Raw genomic sequence first — 16,778 nt, 5'->3', positions numbered from 1 at the left:
GTGGTGGATCGGCTGACGACTGCCAAGTGCCCGCGATCCACGTGGTCGTTGTGCCCGTCTTGGCGGCACTGACCATATTTTCTGCTGTGGTCCGACTTCCTGGCGACGTTACCCGAGCCTGGGGCGGACTCCGAGTACCGCAGTGCCGACGCGCACATGTGTCGCTCCGGCCGCCACGGCCTGTTCGAGGTCCGCACTCATCCCTGCGGACACCATGGTCGCAGCCGGATGGGCTCGGCGCAGGTCGGTCGACAAATCCATGAGCCGTCCGAACGCCGCCTGTTCGCGTCCCGCGTACTCGCCGGTCAGCGGGGCGACGGTCATCAGACCGTCGAGCCGCAGCCCGGGCGACCCGGCGACGAGGGCGGCCAACTCTTCGATTCCGCCGGGAGCGACGCCCCCGCGCTCGCCCCTGCCGCTCGCGTCCGCGTCGAGGGCGACCTGGACGAGGCAGCCCACCTCGCGTTCCGCGCGCACGGCCTCCTTCGACAGAGCCGTGACGAGCCGGGCCCGGTCGACGGACTGGACGACGCCGGCGTAACCGACCACGGAACGCACCTTGTTGGTCTGCAACTGGCCGACGAAGTGCCAGGTCAGCGGCAGATCGGCGCAGGCGGCCGCCTTGGGCGCCGCGTCCTGGTCGCGGTTCTCGGCGACGTGGCGCACACCGAGCTCCGACAGGATCCGCACATCACTCGCCGGGTAGGTCTTGGTGACCACGATCAGGGTCACCTCCGCCCGCTCGCGCCCGGCCGCCGCGCACGCGGCGGTGATGCGTTCCTCCACCTTCGCCAGATTCGCGGCGAGTTCGGTTCTACGGTCCGTCATGCCCCATCAGTCCAGCCAGACATAGCCCGCGAGCCGCCCGGTGGTGCGGTCGCGGCGGTAGGAGAAGTGGTCGCCCGACTCCAGCGTGCACACCGGCGACTGCGCCCGGTCGCACACCCCGAGCCGGTCGAGCTGCGCGTGCACGCCGGCGCTCACGTCGACCGCCGGTGTGCCCCAGCCGGTCACGGCGTGCGCCGCCGGTTCGACGGCGGCCACCTCGGCGCGCATCGGCTCCGGCACCTCGTAGCACCGGCCGCACACGGCCGGGCCGGTGCGGGCGACGATCCGGTCCGGCTCGGCGCCCAGTTCGGCCATGGCCCGTACGGCGGCGGGGACGACCCCCGCCACCATGCCGGGCCGGCCCGCGTGGGCCGCGGCGGCGACCCCGGCGACGGGGTCGGCCAGCAGGACGGGGACGCAGTCGGCCGTGAGGACGGCGAGGGCGAGTCCGCGGCGGGTGGTGACGATCGCGTCCACCTCCGGTACCGGGCGATCCCCCCACGGCTCGTCGACCACGGCGACGCCGGCGCCGTGCACCTGGTTCATCCAGACGACCCGGCCGGGGTCCAGGCTCAGCGACTTCGCCGCCAGTTCCCGGTTGCCGCGCACCGCCTCGGGCGTGTCGCCGACCGCGCCGCCGAGGTTGAGCTCCTCATACGGAGCGGCGCTCACCCCGCCCCACCGGTCGGTGAAGGCGAAGTGCGCGCCGCTCACGCTCTCGCGCTGTCCTATCACTTGAGGAAGTCCGGGACGTCCAGTTCCTCGGCCCCGCTGTCCGCGTAGGTGCGGGGCGCCGGCGTGACCGGCGGGGCGACCGGGATCTCGGCCACCGGCTCGGGCGCCGGCTCCGGCTCCTCCTTCGGCTTCACGCTGCCGAGCGAGCCGAAGGACGGCCGGCTGGGCTCGGCCGGGCGGGCCGGGGCGGGCTCCTCGCGGCGGCTCGGGGCCGGCGCGGAGGTGGAGCCGATGACGTTCTCCCGGCGGGCCGGCGGCTGGCCGCCGTCGAAGCCGGCCGCGATCACGGTGACCCGGACCTCGTCGCCGAGGGCGTCGTCGATGACCGCGCCGAAGATGATGTTGGCCTCGGGGTGGGCGGCCTCGCTGACCAGCTGGGCGGCCTCGTTGATCTCGAACAGACCGAGGTCGGAGCCACCGGAGATGGAGAGCAGCACGCCGCGGGCGCCGTCGATGGACGCCTCCAGCAGCGGCGAGGAGATCGCCATCTCGGCCGCGGCCACCGCGCGGTCGTCGCCGCGGGCCGAGCCGATGCCCATCAGGGCCGAACCGGCCTCGGACATGACCGACTTGACGTCGGCGAAGTCCAGGTTGATCAGACCGGGGGTGGTGATGAGGTCGGTGATGCCCTGGACACCGGAGAGCAGGACCTGGTCGGCGGACTTGAAGGCGTCCAGGACCGAGACCTGGCGGTCCGAGATGGACAGCAGCCGGTCGTTGGGGATGACGATGAGGGTGTCGACCTCTTCGCGCAGTTCGGCGATGCCGTCCTCGGCCTGGTTGGCGCGGCGCCGTCCCTCGAAGGTGAACGGGCGCGTGACCACACCGATGGTGAGGGCGCCGAGCGAACGCGCGATGTTGGCCACGACGGGTGCGCCGCCGGTGCCGGTGCCGCCGCCTTCTCCGGCCGTCACGAAGACCATGTCGGCCCCCTTGAGGACCTCCTCGATCTCCTCGCGGTGGTCCTCGGCCGCCTTGCGGCCGACGGCCGGGTTGGCGCCGGCGCCGAGTCCACGGGTGAGTTCGCGGCCGACGTCGAGTTTGACGTCGGCGTCGCTCATCAACAGCGCCTGTGCGTCGGTGTTGATGGCGATGAACTCGACACCCTTGAGACCGACCTCGATCATCCGGTTGATGGCATTGACACCACCGCCGCCGACACCGATGACCTTGATGACTGCGAGGTAGTTCTGCGGTGCTGCCACGTCGAAGGCCTCTCGCCTCGAATTACGTTGCCGTCACCGTGCGGTACCCCGCACCGGGACGGCAGATGCCGAATGGGACGGTCCGTAGCGCCGACCCGAACCCTAACCCTGAAGTTTAGGGTTACCAGTGTGTCTGTTCCCTGGAGTCTTCTGAACAGGACACTAAGTCGACAAGTGGCGCCCGTTCAACGAACACGCCGAACCTCCCGTTTTTCTTTTCACCCTATGTGATCAGCCATAGCGGTGCCCAACCAGGGTGCTGGCCTGCGCAGATGTGCGTCAACTTCCCGCTGACACAGGGGCGGTGGGCACGCTGACGTCGAAGTGCCGCGCCCCGGGAGCTGCTTTCATGAGTGCGGTGAGGGTCCGCGCCTTGGCGCGGCCGTTCTCGCCGCTCCCCCACGTGACCGTACGGCCGTCGCCCAACTCCAGCGAGATGGCGTCGAAGGAGCGGACCCGGACGGCCCGCGTGTCGTCGGCGACGGCGGACGGCAGGTCACCGGCGACCCTGACCGCCTCTCGCACCAGCCGGCCCGTGCCGAAGCGCCGGAGGCCGGCCGCCCCCGGACCCGTGCGGGAGGCGGACAGCTCCAGCAGCGGAACGCCTTTCACCGCTTGGGGAACCGTGGCGAAACGGACGCCTTCGTCGTCGACTTCGACGAAGTCCCCGTCTTTCCGGACCAGGAGAACCGGAGTCCGCTCGACCACTTTCAGGCCGATTCCGTGCGGCCAGGCACGGACCACGTCGACGGTGTCGATCCGGGCCAGTTTGCGGCGGAGCCGGGCCTCGACGGCGTCGGTGTCGACGGAAACCATCGGGTCCCCCACGGGCACAGCCGCCGCCGCGCGCACCTCCGCGGGGGTCAGCACGCGGGTGCCGGACACCGAGACGTGGTCGACGCGCAGCCAGTGGGAGCCGTACAACACCCAGACGGAACCGGCCCCGAGGAGCACGAGCAGGGTCGCCGAAACGACGATCGTACGAAGACGCCGTCCGAGGAGCCTGCGGACGAGCGGCGGGCCGGACGACCCCTGCTGGCGTTCACCGCGCTCGGCGGTAGTCGGTCCGGCCACCCGCGTTCCTTTCGAGGCTCGGTCCACCTGGGGGCGCTCAGACCCCCGGGCTCACCCGCCGATGCTAGCGGCGGCGGGAGGCGATCGCCTCGTACACCATGCCGACGAGCAGGTCGTCGGCGTCCCGGCGGCCGAACTCGCTTGCCGCGCGGGACATCTCGTACAGCCGGTGCGGGTCGGCGAGCACGGGCAGGACGTGCTGCTGCACCCACTCGGGCGTGAGATCCGCGTCGTCGACCAGGAGGCCGCCGCCGGCCTTGACCACCGGCTGGGCGTTCAGCCGCTGTTCGCCGTTGCCGATGGGCAGCGGGACGTAGGCGGCCGGGAGTCCGACGGCGGAGAGCTCGGCGACGGTCATCGCGCCGGCGCGGCAGAGCATCATGTCGGCCGCGGCGTAGGCGAGATCCATCCGGTCCAGGTAACTCACCGGGATGTAGGGGGGCATCCCCGGCATCTGGTGCACCTGCGGCAGCTCGTTCTTCGGGCCGACCGCGTGCAGGATCTGGATGCCGGCCTGCTGCAGCCACGGCGCGACCTGCTGGACCACCTCGTTCAGGCGCCGGGCGCCCTGGGAGCCGCCGGAGACGAGCAGCGTGGGCAGGTTCGGGTCGAGGCCGAAGCGGGCGCGTGCCTCCGGGCGGGCGGCGGCGCGGTCCAGGGTGGCGATGGAGCGGCGCAGCGGGATGCCGATGTAGCGGGCGTCGCGCAGCTTGCTGTCCGGGGTGGAGACGGCGACCCGGGCCGCGTACCGCGAGCCGATCTTGTTGGCGAGACCCGGGCGGGCGTTGGCCTCGTGGATCACGATGGGCACACCGAGGCGCTTGGCGGCCAGGTAGCCGGGCAGGGCGACGTAACCGCCGAAGCCGACCACGGCGTCCGCCTTGGTGCGCTCCAGGATCTGCTCGGCGGCCTTGATCGTGCCGCGCAGCCGGCCCGGGACGGTGATCAGCTCGGGCGTGGGCTTGCGCGGCAGCGGTACCGCCGGGATCAGCGCCAGCTCGTAGCCGCGTTCCGGGACGAGCCGGGTCTCCAGGCCGCGCTCCGTGCCCAGGGCCGTGATCCCCACGGTCGGGTCCTGCCTGCGCAGGGCGTCCGCGAGGGCGAGCGCGGGCTCGATGTGGCCGGCGGTCCCCCCACCGGCGAGTACGACATGCACCGAAATTCACCGCTCTCCGGACGAGCGCGCCGCCGAGGCACGCCGTCGCATCGTGTTCCATCTCCGAGGCCCCCGCTGACCGCCGGAGCCTCCCGCCCGCTTTCTACCAAAGCGGGGTTGCCGCATCGCAAGCGCCGCCCGCACAGCGGGCTCGTCACGTGCGAAGGCGATCAGCAGCCCGATGGCGAACATGGTCGGCAGCAGGGCGGACCCTCCGTAGGAGAACAGCGGGAGGGGGACACCGGCGATCGGCAGCAGGCCGAGCACCGCACCGATGTTGATCACCGCCTGGGCGGTGATCCAGGTCGTCACGCCTCCCGCGGCGTACCTCACGAAGGGGTCCTCCGTGCGTCCGGCCACGCGGATACCCGCATAGCCTAGAGCCGCGAACAGGGCGAGCACCGACAGCGTCCCCGCCAGACCCAGCTCCTCGCCGGTGACGGCGAAGATGAAGTCGGTGTGCGCCTCGGGGAGTTGTCCCCATTTCTCCACACTCGCCCCCAGGCCGGAACCGAAGATTCCACCGGAGGCCAGGGCGTAGATCCCGTGCACGGCCTGCCAGCAGTCGGCGACCCCGGACTTGGGCTCGGTGGCGCCGATGCAGGCGAGCCGCGCCATCCGGTTGGGGCTGGTCTTGATGAGGACCAGACCGATCAGCCCGGCGACCGACAGCACGCCGGCGAACAGCCGGGTCGGCGCGCCCGCGAGCCACAGCAGGCCGAACAGGATCGCCGTGAGGATGATCGCGGTACCCATGTCGCCGCCGAGCATGATCAGCCCGAGCAGCAGGAAGGCGACCGGGACCAGCGGCACCAGCATGTGCTTCCACTGGGTCAGCAGCTTGCGCTCCTGCTTGCGGGCGATCAGGTCCGCGCCCCAGAGCACCAGGGCGAGCTTGCCGAACTCGCTGGGCTGGATCTGGAAGGAGCCGCCGAGGGAGATCCAGTTCTGGTTGCCGTTGACCGCCATCCCTATCCCGGGCACCTGCACCAGGACCATCAGGAAGACGGCGCCGGCGAGGATGGGGTAGGCCAGCGCCCGGTGCAGCTTCACCGGCATGCGGGAGGCGACGAACAGCAGCACGCCGCCGATGACCGCGGCGAGGAACTGCTTGCGGAAGAAGTAGGACCCGGGCAGCGAGAGTTGCAGCGCGGTGATCTGGGAGGCCGAGTAGACCATCACCAGGCCGAGGACGGTGATCAGCACGCTGCCGCCGAGGATCAGGTAGTAGGCGGTCAGCGGCCGGTCCCAGGCCTTGCGGGCGCGCGCGTAGAGCCGCTGGACGGGGTTGTCGCGCGGCGGGCGGGCGGCGGGACGGCCGGGCGCCCGCCGCGCGGGCGGCCGGCCGGTACGGCTACCGGGCATCGGCGCCTCCACTGAACGTCGGCCGTCCCACGCGTCCCTCCCTAGATCCGCCCGGCAGGCGGCCGGGGTCAGGCTCCGAGTTCGCGGACCGCCGCCGCGAACGCGTCACCGCGCTGGTTGTAGTTGGTGAACATGTCCATGGAGGCACAGGCCGGGGCCAGCAGCACGGTGTCGCCGGGCCGAGCCAGCCGCTTCGCTTCCGTCACCGCCTGGAGCATCGCCCCAGTGTCGGTCCGGTCGAGGTCGACCACGGGTACTTCCGGGGCGTGTCGCGCGAGGGCCTCGCGGATCAGCGCCCGGTCGGCGCCGATCAGGACGGCACCGCGAAGCCGCTTCGCCGACCTGGCGACCAGTTCGTCGAAGGTCGCGCCCTTCGCCAGACCGCCCGCAATCCATACGATCGGTTCATATGCCGCCAACGACGCTTCCGCGGCATGGGTGTTGGTCGCCTTGGAGTCGTCGACGTACGCCACCCCGTCGATGTCGGCCACGTGCGCGATGCGGTGCGCGTCGGGGCGGAAGGCCCGCAGGCCGTCACGCACGGCGGTGGCGGGCACCCCGAAGGCGCGCGCGAGGCCCGCCGCGGCGAGGGCGTTGGCGACGTTGTGCGGGGCGGGCGGGTTGACGTCGGAGACCTCGGCCAGCTCCTGCGCGTTCCTGTGCCGGTCCGCCACGAAGGCGCGGTCGACCAGGATGCCCTCCACGACTCCGAGTTGGGAGGGCGCGGGGGTGCCGAGGGTGAACCCGACGGCGCGGCAGCCCTCTTCCACGTCCGCCTCGCGCACCAGGTCCTCGGTGAGCTTGTCGGCCACGTTGTACACGCAGGCGACCCGGTTGCCGTGGTAGATCCGGCCCTTGTCGGCGGCGTACGCCTCCATGGAGCCGTGCCAGTCCAGGTGGTCGGGCGCGAGGTTGAGGACGGTGGCGGAGTGGGCGCGCAGCGAGGGCGCCCAGTGGAGCTGGTAGCTGGAGAGCTCGACGGCGAGGACGTCGTACCGCTCCTCGCCGAGGACGACGTCCAGCAGCGAGACGCCGATGTTGCCGACGGCGGCCGTGCGCAGGCCCGCCGCCCTCAGGATGGAGGCGAGCATCTGCACGGTGGTCGTCTTGCCGTTGGTGCCGGTGACGGCCAGCCAGGGCGCCGCGTCGGGGCCCCGCAGGCGCCACGCCAGTTCCACGTCGCCCCAGACGGGCACGCCCGCCCGTCCGGCCGCCAGGAACAGCGGCTTGTCCGGCTTCCAGCCGGGCGTGGTGACGATCAGCTCGGTGCCCTCGGGCAGGGAGTCGCCGTCACCGAGGCGCACGGTGACGCCCAGGGCCTCCAGCTCGGCCGCCTGCGTCCGGGCCCGCTCGTCGTCGCCGTCGTTGACGACGGTGACCTTCGCGCCGAGGCCGTGCAGGACCTTGGCGGCCGGGATCCCGGAGACGCCGAGCCCGGCGACGGTGACGTTCTTCCCCTGCCAGTCGGTCACTTGTCCGCTGCCCATCCCGCGTAGAAGAGGCCCAGTCCGACGATCACACAGATGCCCTGGATGATCCAGAAGCGGACCACCACCAGGACTTCGGACCAGCCCTTGAGTTCGAAGTGGTGCTGGAGCGGCGCCATCCGGAAGACGCGCTTGCCGGTGAGCCGGAACGAACCGACCTGGATGACGACCGACATGGTGATGAGGACGAACAGGCCGCCCATGATGGCCACCAGCAGCTCCGTGCGGGAGAGGATGGCCAGGCCGGTGAGGACGCCGCCGAGGGCGAGCGAACCGGTGTCGCCCATGAAGATCTTGGCGGGCGAGGTGTTCCACCACAGGAAGCCGAGGCACGCGCCCATCAGCGCGGATGCGACGACCGCGAGGTCGAGCGGGTCGCGCACCTCGTAGCAGGCGCCCGGGTTGGTCAGGGTGCCCGCGTTGGCGCAGGACTCCTGGAACTGCCAGACGCCGATGAACGTGTAGGCGCCGAAGACGAGCACGGAGGCGCCGGTGGCGAGGCCGTCCAGGCCGTCGGTGAGGTTCACGCCGTTCGACATGGCGAGGATCATGAACAGCGCCCAGACGACGAACAGCACCGGGCCGATCGACCAGCCGAAGTCGGTGATGAACGACAGCTTCGTGGACGCCGGGGTGTTGCCGCGCGCGTCGGAGAACTGCAGGGACAGCACCGCGAACGCGATGCCGACGATCAGCTGGCCGGCCATCTTCGCCTTGGCCCGCAGGCCCAGCGAACGCCGCTTGACGATCTTGATGTAGTCGTCGAGGAAGCCCACCAGGCCCATGCCGAACATCAGGCCCAGCACCAGCAGACCGGAGTAGGTGGGCGGGTAGCCGGTGATGAGCTTGCTCAGGAAGTACGCCGCGATCGTCGCCAGGATGAAGGCGATGCCGCCCATGGTCGGCGTGCCGCGCTTGCTGGCGTGCTCGCGCGGGCCGTCGTCACGGATGTACTGGCCGTAGCCCTTGCGGGCCAGGAGCTTGATCAGCAGCGGGGTGCCGACCAGCGTCAGGAAGAGGCCGATGACACCCGAGAACAGGATCTGCTTCATCATCGGGCATCGACCCCGCCCTCGGCACCGGCCTCGAGGAGCGCCTGGGCAACGCTCTCCAGCCCCACCGAACGGGACGCCTTCACGAGCACGACGTCCCCCGGGCGCAACTCGCTGCGCAACAGGTCGACCGCCGCCTGTGCGTCGGACACGTGCACCGACTCCTCACCCCACGAACCCTCGTTATATGCGCCCAGTTGCAGCCAGGAGGCCTCAACCCCCCCGACGGCGACGAGCTTGCTGACGTTGAGCCGGACGGCGAGCCGTCCGACGGCGTCGTGCTCGGCGAGCGCCTCGTCCCCCAACTCGGCCATCTTGCCGAGCACCGCCCACGTGCGGCGCCCCTGGCCCATGGCCGCGAGCGCCCTGAGGGCGGCCCGCATGGACTCGGGGTTGGCGTTGTAGGCGTCGTTGACGATGGTCACGCCGTCCGGGCGCTCGGTGACCTCCATGCGCCAGCGGGAGAGGGAGCCCGCCTCGGAGAGCGCCAGGGCGATCTCTTCCGCGGACATGCCCAGCTCATGGGCGACGGCGGCCGCGGCGAGCGCGTTCGACACGTGGTGCTCACCGTACAGGCGCATGGTCACATCGCATGCACCGGAGGGTGTGTGAAGCCTGAAGGCGGGCTGTCCGCTGTCCGTGAGTCGTACGTTCTCGGCCCGTACGTCCGCTTCGGCCGACTCTCCGAAAAGGACCACCTTCGCCTTGGTACGGGAGGCCATGGCCCGTACCAACGGGTCGTCGGCGTTCAGCACGGCGGCGCCGCCGTCCTCGGCGGAGGGCAGTGCCTCGACCAGTTCCCCCTTCGCCTGGGCGATCTGCTCGCGGCCGCCGAACTCGCCGATGTGGGCGGTGCCGACGTTGAGCACCAGGCCGATCCTCGGCGGGGTCAGCTCGGCGAGGTAGCGGATGTGGCCGATGCCGCGGGCGCCCATCTCCAGCACGAGGAACTTCGTCTCCTCGGTGGCGGACAGGGCCGTCAGCGGCAGCCCGATCTCGTTGTTGAGCGAGCCCGGCGTGAACACCGTGGGCGCCTTGCGCCGGAGCACCTGGGCGATCAGGTCCTTGGTGCTGGTCTTGCCCGCGGAGCCGGTCAGGGCGACGAGGGTCGCGCCGAGCCGGCGTACGACGTGCCGGGCGAGGGCGCCCAGAGCGCTCTGGACGTCCTCGACCACGATCGCGGGCACGCCGACCGGCCGGGAGGCCAGTACGGCGACCGCTCCCGCCTCGACGACCTGTGCGGCGTAGTCGTGGCCGTCCACGCGTTCACCGACGAACGCGGCGAACAGGCTGCCGGGCCCCGCCTCGCGGGAGTCCCGGACGACCGGTCCGGTCACCTGCACGGAAGGGTCCGGTATGTCGTGCGTCTGCCCGCCGACGACTGCTGCGATCTCGGCGAGGGAGAGGGCGATCACAAGTTCATCCCTGAGTCTTCTGGATAGCTTCGCGAAGCACCTGGCGGTCGTCGAAGGGACGGACCACGCCGGCGATGTCCTGGCCCTGCTCGTGCCCCTTGCCCGCGACCAGCACGGTGTCGCCGGGAGCGGCGCGGCCCACCGCGGCGGCGATCGCGGCGGCCCGGTCCTCGAACAGGAGCACCTCGCCCCGCTCGTGGGCGGGCACGGAGGCCGCGCCCTGGAGCATGGTCGCGAGGATCGCCAGGGGGTCCTCGGAGCGGGGATTGTCGGAGGTCAGTACGGCCGTGTCGGCGAGCCGGGCCACGGCGGCGCCCATCGGGGCGCGCTTGGTCCGGTCACGGTCGCCGCCGCAGCCCAGGACGACGTGCACACGGCCCTTGGTGACCTTGCGCAGGGCCTTGAGCACCGACTCGACCGCGTCGGTCTTGTGGGCGTAGTCGACGACTGCGAGGTAGGGCTGCCCGGCGTCCACGCGCTCCAGGCGGCCCGGGACGCCCGGCACGGCCGCGATGCCGTCGGCGGCGGCCTGCGGGTCGAGGCCGGCCACGGCGAGGGCGACGACGGCGGCGAGCGTGTTCGCCACGTTGAAGGGACCCGGCAGCGGCGACTTGGCGTGCAGGCGTTCACCGTTCGGGCCGTGGACGGTGAACGTCGAGTCCATCGGGCCGACCTGGACGTCCTCGGCGCGCCAGTCGGCGTCCGGGTGGCCCTCGGCGGAGAACGTGACGACCGGGACGGTCGCCTCGGTGGCGAGCCGGCGGCCGTACTCGTCGTCGGCGTTGACGACGCCGAGCCTGCTGCGCTCCGGCGTGAACAGCTGCGCCTTGGCCCGGAAGTAGTCCTCCATGTCGGAGTGGAACTCCATGTGCTCCGGGCTGAGGTTGGTGAAGACGGCGATGTCGAAGACGCAGCCGTCGACCCGGCCGAGGACCAGGGCGTGGCTGGAGACCTCCATGGCGACGGCCTCGACACCGCGTTCGCGCATGACGGCGAACAGGGCCTGCAGGTCGGTGGCCTCCGGGGTGGTGCGCTCGGACTTGATGCGCTCCTCGCCGACGCGCATCTCGACGGTGCCGATGAGTCCCGTGGTGCGGGTGGTCTTCAGGCCGCCCTCGACCAGGTAGGCGGTCGTCGTCTTGCCCGAGGTGCCCGTGATGCCGATCTGGAGCAGATCGCGGCCCGGGTGGCCGTAGATCGTCGTCGCCAGTGCGCCCATCCGCGCGCGCGGGTCGTCGACGACCAGCACGGGCAGCCCGGTCGCGGCGGCGCGGTCGGCACCGGACGGGTCGGTGAGCACGGCGGCCGCTCCCAGGCCGGCGGCCTGGGTGACGAAGTCGGCGCCGTGCAGGCGGGCGCCCGGGAGGGCGGCGTACAGGTCGCCGGGGCGGACGGCGCGCGAGTCGTGGGTGATCCCCGTGACCGCGGCGGAGCCGGCCGGAGCGGCGGTACCCAGCTGATCGGCCAGTTCCGCGAGGGGCGTGGCGGAGACCTGAACCGGTCGCGGCGGTCCCGGATATGTCACGGAAGCGCCCTTCTGGGTGGTTTGGGACTGATCAGCGTGTGGCACGGCGGTGAGCGTACCGGGCGCACCCGCTCCGGAGCGAAGTGAGGCCCTGGGGGCGCCTTGGTTCCCGGGGTCGGGGGTGATCGTTGTCACGAGTTCGTTCCTGGTGTTTCCGAGGTGCTGATCAGGGCTTGTAGTCGACGGGCAGGTTCGCGGCCCTCGCCCCGGTCGGGGGGACCTGGAGGGTCTTCAGGGCGAACTCCATCACCTGCTTGTAGATGGGGCCACAGATCTGGCCGCCGAAGTAGCTGCCCTCGGTGGCGTTCTGGATGGCGCAGTAGACGGTGACGCGCGGGTTGTCCGCGGGTGCGAATCCGGCGAACGAAGAGGTGTAGCCGCGGTACCTGCCGGTGGCCGGATCCACGCGGTTCGCCGTGCCGGTCTTGCCCGCGACCCGGTACCCCGGGATGCGGGCCTTGATGCCGGTGCCCTGCTCGTCGTCCACCACGGACTCCAGCATCTGGGCGAGGGCCCTGGCGGTCTTCGGGCTGACCACCCGGGTCTGCTTGGGCTTCGGGGCCGGGGTGAAGCGCCCGTCGGCGCCCTTGGTGCCGCGCACCAGGGACGGCTCGACGCGGACGCCGCCGTTGGCGATGGTCGAGTACACGGAGGCGGCCTGCATGGCGTTGATGGAGAACCCCTGGCCGAAAGGGATCGTGTACTGCTGCGAGGTGGACCACTTGTGCGGCGGTGCGAGGATGCCGCGGGTCTCGCCCGGGAAGCCGAGGCCGGTGTAGTCGCCGATGCCGAACTTGCGCAGGTACGAGTAGAGGACCTTGTTCGCCTCGGGCTGCGTCCGGCCGAGTTCGCCGGTGGCCAGGATGGTGCCGATGTTGCTGGACTTGGCGAGCACGCCGTTGAGCGTGAGGTACCAGGTGGCGTGGTCGATGTCGTCCTGGAAGAGGCGGTCGCCGCGGTGCAGCCGGTTGGGGACGACGACGTGCGTGAGCGGGGTCGCCGCGCCGCGCTCGAGGACGGCGGCCATCGACATCACCTTCGCCGTGGAGCCGGGCTCGTAGGCGTCCTGGAGGGAGGCGTTGCCCATGGCGTCGCCGTCGGCGTCCGACAGGTCATTGGGGTCGAAGCCGGGCGAGTTGGCCATGGCCAGGATCTGGCCGGTGCGGGTGTCCTGGACGATGACGTAACCGCGGTCCGCCTTGGACTTCCTCACCTGCTCGGTGATGGCGTTCTGCGCGGCCCACTGGATGTCGCGGTCGATGGTGAGCTCGACGTCGGAGCCGGGCACGGCGGGCGTCTCGGTGGACCCCGCCGTGGGGACCTCCCGGCCGCCGGACTGGGCGTAGCGGACCTTGCCGGCCTTGCCGGAGAGCTGCTCGTCCAGCTGCTGCTCGATGCCGCCGCCGCCCCGGCCGTCGGCGTTGACCCAGCCCAGTATCCCGGCGGCGAGGTCGCGGTTGGGGTACACCCGCTGGCTGCTCGGGTCGGCGAAGACGCCGCCGAGCACGTTCACGGTGGTGCGGTCCGTCCCGGCCTTCTTGGCGAGCGCGCTCTTGAGGTCCTTGATCTGCTTCCAGACCTGCGGGGTCTTCCGGGTGGCGAGCCGGGCGTAGCGGGAGTCCGGGTTCCGGGGCCGCAGCTTCTTGACGAGCGTGGCCTGGTCCTCGCCGAGGATCGGCGCGAGCAGCGCGGCGGCCTGTTCCGGACCGTCGTCGATCTTCAGCTCCTTGGCGCTGAACATCGTCGGGTCGGCCGTGATGTCGTACGCGTCCTCGCTGACGGCGAGGGCCACACCGTTGCGGTCGGTGATCCCGCCGCGCTCGGCGGCCAGGGTGTGCACCACGTAGCGGTTCTGCTCGGCCCGTGCCGCGTAGGCGCTCGCGTCGACCGCCTGGACCTGGAGCAGCCGTACGACGAAGGCCAGCAGCACCAGGGTCAGGGCGAGGCTGACCATGCGCAGCCGGGGCCGGGGGCTGCCCAGCCGGAGCGGCGGCGGGGGCATGGGCCGGGCCCCGCGCGGCCGGCCGGCCGGACGGGCGCCGGGCCCGGGCTGCCGCCGGACGGCCCCCCGCGGCCGGGGAGGCTTGGCGGGCCCGGGCACGCGGCGGCGCGGGGGTTCCCTGTCGGTCACTTCCGTCACCTGCCGGGGGTCGGGGTGGAGGCGGGCTGGGGGGTGGCGGACTGCGCGTCCTGGACCGTCGCCGGGGCGGAGGCGGCCGGGGTGTCCTGCGGCTGGGGCGCGGCGGCGGTGGGTGCGGGGTCCGCGGACGGGCCGACGGCCGGGGTCATCGCCTCCGGGGCCAGGGGGTCGGTGAGGGCGGCCGGTTCGGCGGCGGCGGGGCTGGGGACGCCCCTGACCTTGCCGTCGGGGCCGAGGAAGGCCGGGTCGCCGCCGGGGACCATGCCGAGTTCGCGGGCGCGGCGCTGGAGGGCGTCGGGGGCCGAGTAGGCGTCGATGTCGCGCTGAAGAGCCTGCTCCTCGTCGGTGAGGTTCTTCGTCCGCTTGCGCAGGTCGGCGAGTTTGAACGAGCCTTCGCTGAGCGCGGAGTTCAGCACCAGCAGCCCGATGAGGCCACCCCCGAGGAGCAGGACGACGAGCAGGACGAACGGGGTGCGGGCCGCCCGGGCGCGGCCGGCCGGGAAGAGCCGCGCGAGCCGGGCCGCCCTCCCCTTCAGCTCGGGTTTCCTACTCACCGCTCCCCCCGTGGGGTGGGGCGACCGACCGGCCCGTCCCGCTCACTCGGCATCCTCCCTGATGCGCTCGGCACCCCGCAGTCGCGCCGGCGCGGCCCGGCGGTTCTCGGCGACCTCTTCCTCGGTGGGAAGTTCGGCACCTCGGGTGAGCAGCTTGAGCCGCGGCTGGTAGCGCTCGGGCACGACCGGCAGCCCGGGCGGCGCGGTGGACGCGGCCCCGGCCGCGAACACCTGTTTGACCAGGCGGTCTTCGAGCGAGTGGTACGACAGCACGGCGATGCGCCCGCCGACGTCGAGGGCCTTCACCGCGGCCGGGATCGCCCGCTCCAGGACGGACAGTTCGCCGTTGACCTCGATGCGCAGCGCCTGGAAGGTTCGCTTGGCCGGATTGCCCCCGGTGCGCTTGGCGGCCTGCGGCAGGGCGTCGCGGATCAGCTCCACGAGCCGGGCGCTGTTGGTGAACGGCTCCTTCTCCCGCTCGCGGACGACCGCGGACACGATCCGCTTGGCCTGCTTCTCCTCGCCGTAGGCGCGCAGGATGCGCACCAGTTCGCCCGCCGGGTAGGTGTTGAGGACCTCGGCGGCGCTGATGCCGGCCGTCTGGTCCATGCGCATGTCCAGGGGCGCGTCCTGGGCGTAGGCGAAGCCGCGATCGGCCTCGTCCAGCTGCATGGAGGAGACGCCGAGGTCGAACAGCACGCCCTGCACGCGCGCGACGCGGAGCCGGTGCAGGACGTCGGGCAGCTCGTCGTAGACGGCGTGCACGAGGGTGGCGCGGTCGCCGAACGGCGCCAGCCGCTCACCCGACAGGCGCAGCGCCTCCTTGTCCCGGTCGAGGGCGATCAGCCGCGCCTCGGGGAACCGGCTCAGCAGCGCCTCGCTGTGGCCGCCGAGACCGAGGGTGCAGTCGACGACCACCGCCCCCGGCCGCTCCAGGGCGGGCGCCAGCAGATCCAGGCACCGCTGGAGCATCACCGGGACGTGTCGACTGTGGCTCAAGGGGGCCTCTCGTTTCCGGCGCGGGCCGCACGCACCGCCGGGTCCCCGCCCGCTCCGTGAAGGGGAGGCCCGCCGGCGCCGGAAGCGTCAGCCGACCGGGAGCGGGAGGAGGCCGAGCCGTACGTACGCGCCGCGCACGTGGGGAGACGGTTCCGGGCGGGTGCCGGGGTCTCCGGGGTCTTCACCAGCAGGGAGAGCCGCGCCTCCCGCTTCGCGTCACTTTAGTCCACCCTGTCTCGCGGTCAATCAACCGGCCTGCGCGTCGCCCGACAGAGCGGTTCCCGGGCATTCGCCGGCCGTGTGGAGTCGCTCACAACAAGCCACGATGGCGTTCTTTGTCCGCTCTCACAGCAGGACCGGAACGCGGATGACCAGTACGGTCTTGGGTATGACGACTTCCGCAGCAGCTCCCGCCGGGTCCGAAGGCGCCATAACGGACGGCACCGTCACGGACCGCCTCGTCGACGCCAATGAGCGCTACGCCGCCGCGTTCACCGACCCGGGCATGGACGCCCGCCCGGTGCTCCGTGTCGCGGTCGTGGCCTGTATGGACGCCCGCCTCGACCTGCACAAGGCCCTCGGCCTTCAGCTCGGCGACTGTCACACCATCCGCAACGCGGGCGGAGTGGTGACCGACGACGTGATCCGCTCCCTGACCATCAGCCAGCGGGCCCTCGGCACCCGCAGCGTCGTGCTGATCCACCACACCGGGTGCGGCATGGAGTCCATCACCGAGGACTTCCGGCACGACCTGGAGCTGGAGGTCGGCCAGCGCCCCGCCTGGGCCGTGGAGGCCTTCCGGGACGTCGACCAGGACGTGCGGCAGTCGATGGCGCGCGTGCGCACCTCGCCGTTCCTGCTGCACACCGAGGACGTGCGCGGTTTCGTCTTCGACGTCAGGACCGGCCGGCTGCGCGAGATCGACCCCGCCTGACCCGGCTCGCCGGCCGGCTCCCGGGCCGCTGCCCGCGCGGCGCGGACACTCCCGCGCCGCGCGGGCGTTTCGCCGTACGGCGGCGGGCGCCGCGACCGTACGGCTGCGGGCGTTTCGTCCTACGGTTGTCGAATCGGCGGTCGAAACGGCCGTAAGACCGACATCGTGCGGGCAGTTGTCCGCAGGCGAGTGACACGAATCGGTAACGGCAGCAAGAATGCGGGGTGTGACGTCACGCGGAACCGATTCCGCGTGGTGTCCGTGTTTGGGGTGGGCCGGTTTCGCAACGCAGAGCGGCGGCCCGGAAGA

The 16,778-nt window shown here is 71.9% G+C and carries 14 protein-coding genes; 1 reads left to right on the top strand and 13 read right to left on the bottom strand.

Annotation, left to right across the window (positions count from 1 at the left end; all coding sequences use genetic code 11):
* Window positions 1–108: 108 nt before the first annotated feature.
* The 13 genes from IE177_RS25085 to rsmH all read right to left on the bottom strand — a co-directional run bounded on the left by IE177_RS25085 (window position 109) and on the right by rsmH (window position 15,535).
* Window positions 109–828, bottom strand: a complete 720-nt coding sequence (locus tag IE177_RS25085; protein WP_190017681.1) for a YggS family pyridoxal phosphate-dependent enzyme — start codon at window positions 826–828, stop codon at window positions 109–111.
* Between the two features lie 6 nt (window positions 829–834).
* Window positions 835–1,563 (bottom strand): peptidoglycan editing factor PgeF, encoded by a 729-nt coding sequence (gene pgeF, locus IE177_RS25080; protein WP_190017680.1) that lies wholly within the window; start codon window positions 1,561–1,563, stop codon window positions 835–837.
* Window positions 1,560–2,768, bottom strand: coding sequence for a cell division protein FtsZ (gene ftsZ, locus IE177_RS25075; protein WP_190017679.1), 1,209 nt, complete (start codon window positions 2,766–2,768; stop codon window positions 1,560–1,562). Before ftsZ ends, pgeF begins: the two co-directional genes overlap by 4 nt.
* 279 nt (window positions 2,769–3,047) lie before the next feature.
* Window positions 3,048–3,842 (bottom strand): cell division protein FtsQ/DivIB, encoded by a 795-nt coding sequence (locus IE177_RS25070; protein ID WP_190017678.1) that lies wholly within the window; start codon window positions 3,840–3,842, stop codon window positions 3,048–3,050.
* 64 nt (window positions 3,843–3,906) lie between these two features.
* Window positions 3,907–4,998, bottom strand: a complete 1,092-nt coding sequence (murG, locus tag IE177_RS25065) for an undecaprenyldiphospho-muramoylpentapeptide beta-N-acetylglucosaminyltransferase (protein WP_190017677.1) — start codon at window positions 4,996–4,998, stop codon at window positions 3,907–3,909.
* Window positions 4,999–5,004: 6 nt separating this feature from the next.
* Window positions 5,005–6,363 (bottom strand): putative lipid II flippase FtsW, encoded by a 1,359-nt coding sequence (gene ftsW / locus IE177_RS25060; RefSeq protein WP_190017676.1) that lies wholly within the window; start codon window positions 6,361–6,363, stop codon window positions 5,005–5,007.
* A 68-nt stretch (window positions 6,364–6,431) separates the two neighbouring features.
* Window positions 6,432–7,850 carry a UDP-N-acetylmuramoyl-L-alanine--D-glutamate ligase gene (gene murD, locus IE177_RS25055; protein WP_190017675.1) on the bottom strand — a complete coding sequence of 473 codons (1,419 nt, stop codon included), beginning with the start codon at window positions 7,848–7,850 and terminating at the stop codon, window positions 6,432–6,434.
* Entirely contained in the window at window positions 7,832–8,902 is a 1,071-nt protein-coding gene (gene mraY / locus IE177_RS25050; RefSeq protein WP_030347870.1) for a phospho-N-acetylmuramoyl-pentapeptide-transferase, read from the bottom strand. Before mraY ends, murD begins: the two co-directional genes overlap by 19 nt.
* Window positions 8,902–10,317, bottom strand: a complete 1,416-nt coding sequence (locus tag IE177_RS25045; RefSeq protein WP_190017674.1) for a UDP-N-acetylmuramoyl-tripeptide--D-alanyl-D-alanine ligase — start codon at window positions 10,315–10,317, stop codon at window positions 8,902–8,904. Before IE177_RS25045 ends, mraY begins: the two co-directional genes overlap by 1 nt.
* A 4-nt stretch (window positions 10,318–10,321) precedes the next feature.
* Entirely contained in the window at window positions 10,322–11,842 is a 1,521-nt protein-coding gene (locus tag IE177_RS25040; RefSeq protein ID WP_190017673.1) for a UDP-N-acetylmuramoyl-L-alanyl-D-glutamate--2,6-diaminopimelate ligase, read from the bottom strand.
* Between the two features lie 166 nt (window positions 11,843–12,008).
* Entirely contained in the window at window positions 12,009–13,973 is a 1,965-nt protein-coding gene (locus IE177_RS25035; RefSeq protein ID WP_308431591.1) for a peptidoglycan D,D-transpeptidase FtsI family protein, read from the bottom strand.
* A gap of 5 nt (window positions 13,974–13,978) precedes the next feature.
* Window positions 13,979–14,536, bottom strand: a complete 558-nt coding sequence (gene ftsL / locus IE177_RS25030) for a cell division protein FtsL (RefSeq protein WP_190017671.1) — start codon at window positions 14,534–14,536, stop codon at window positions 13,979–13,981.
* A 42-nt stretch (window positions 14,537–14,578) separates the two neighbouring features.
* The gene (gene rsmH / locus IE177_RS25025) at window positions 14,579–15,535 is read right to left on the bottom strand and encodes a 16S rRNA (cytosine(1402)-N(4))-methyltransferase RsmH (protein WP_190017670.1); all 957 of its coding nucleotides are present in this window, start codon (window positions 15,533–15,535) and stop codon (window positions 14,579–14,581) included.
* Between the two features lie 367 nt (window positions 15,536–15,902).
* On the opposite strand from rsmH, the gene IE177_RS25020 reads away from it, so the two are divergent.
* On the top strand, window positions 15,903–16,469 hold the full coding sequence (locus IE177_RS25020; RefSeq protein WP_229816260.1) for a beta-class carbonic anhydrase: 567 nt from the start codon (window positions 15,903–15,905) through the stop codon (window positions 16,467–16,469).
* Window positions 16,470–16,778 lie beyond the last annotated feature (309 nt).

It is taken from the genome of Streptomyces lucensis JCM 4490, assembly GCF_014650035.1.
Taxonomy (GTDB): Bacteria; Actinomycetota; Actinomycetes; order Streptomycetales; family Streptomycetaceae; genus Streptomyces; species Streptomyces lucensis.
Note: the sequence above shows the minus strand (reverse complement) of the source record. Positions and strands in the feature narration are given on the sequence as shown.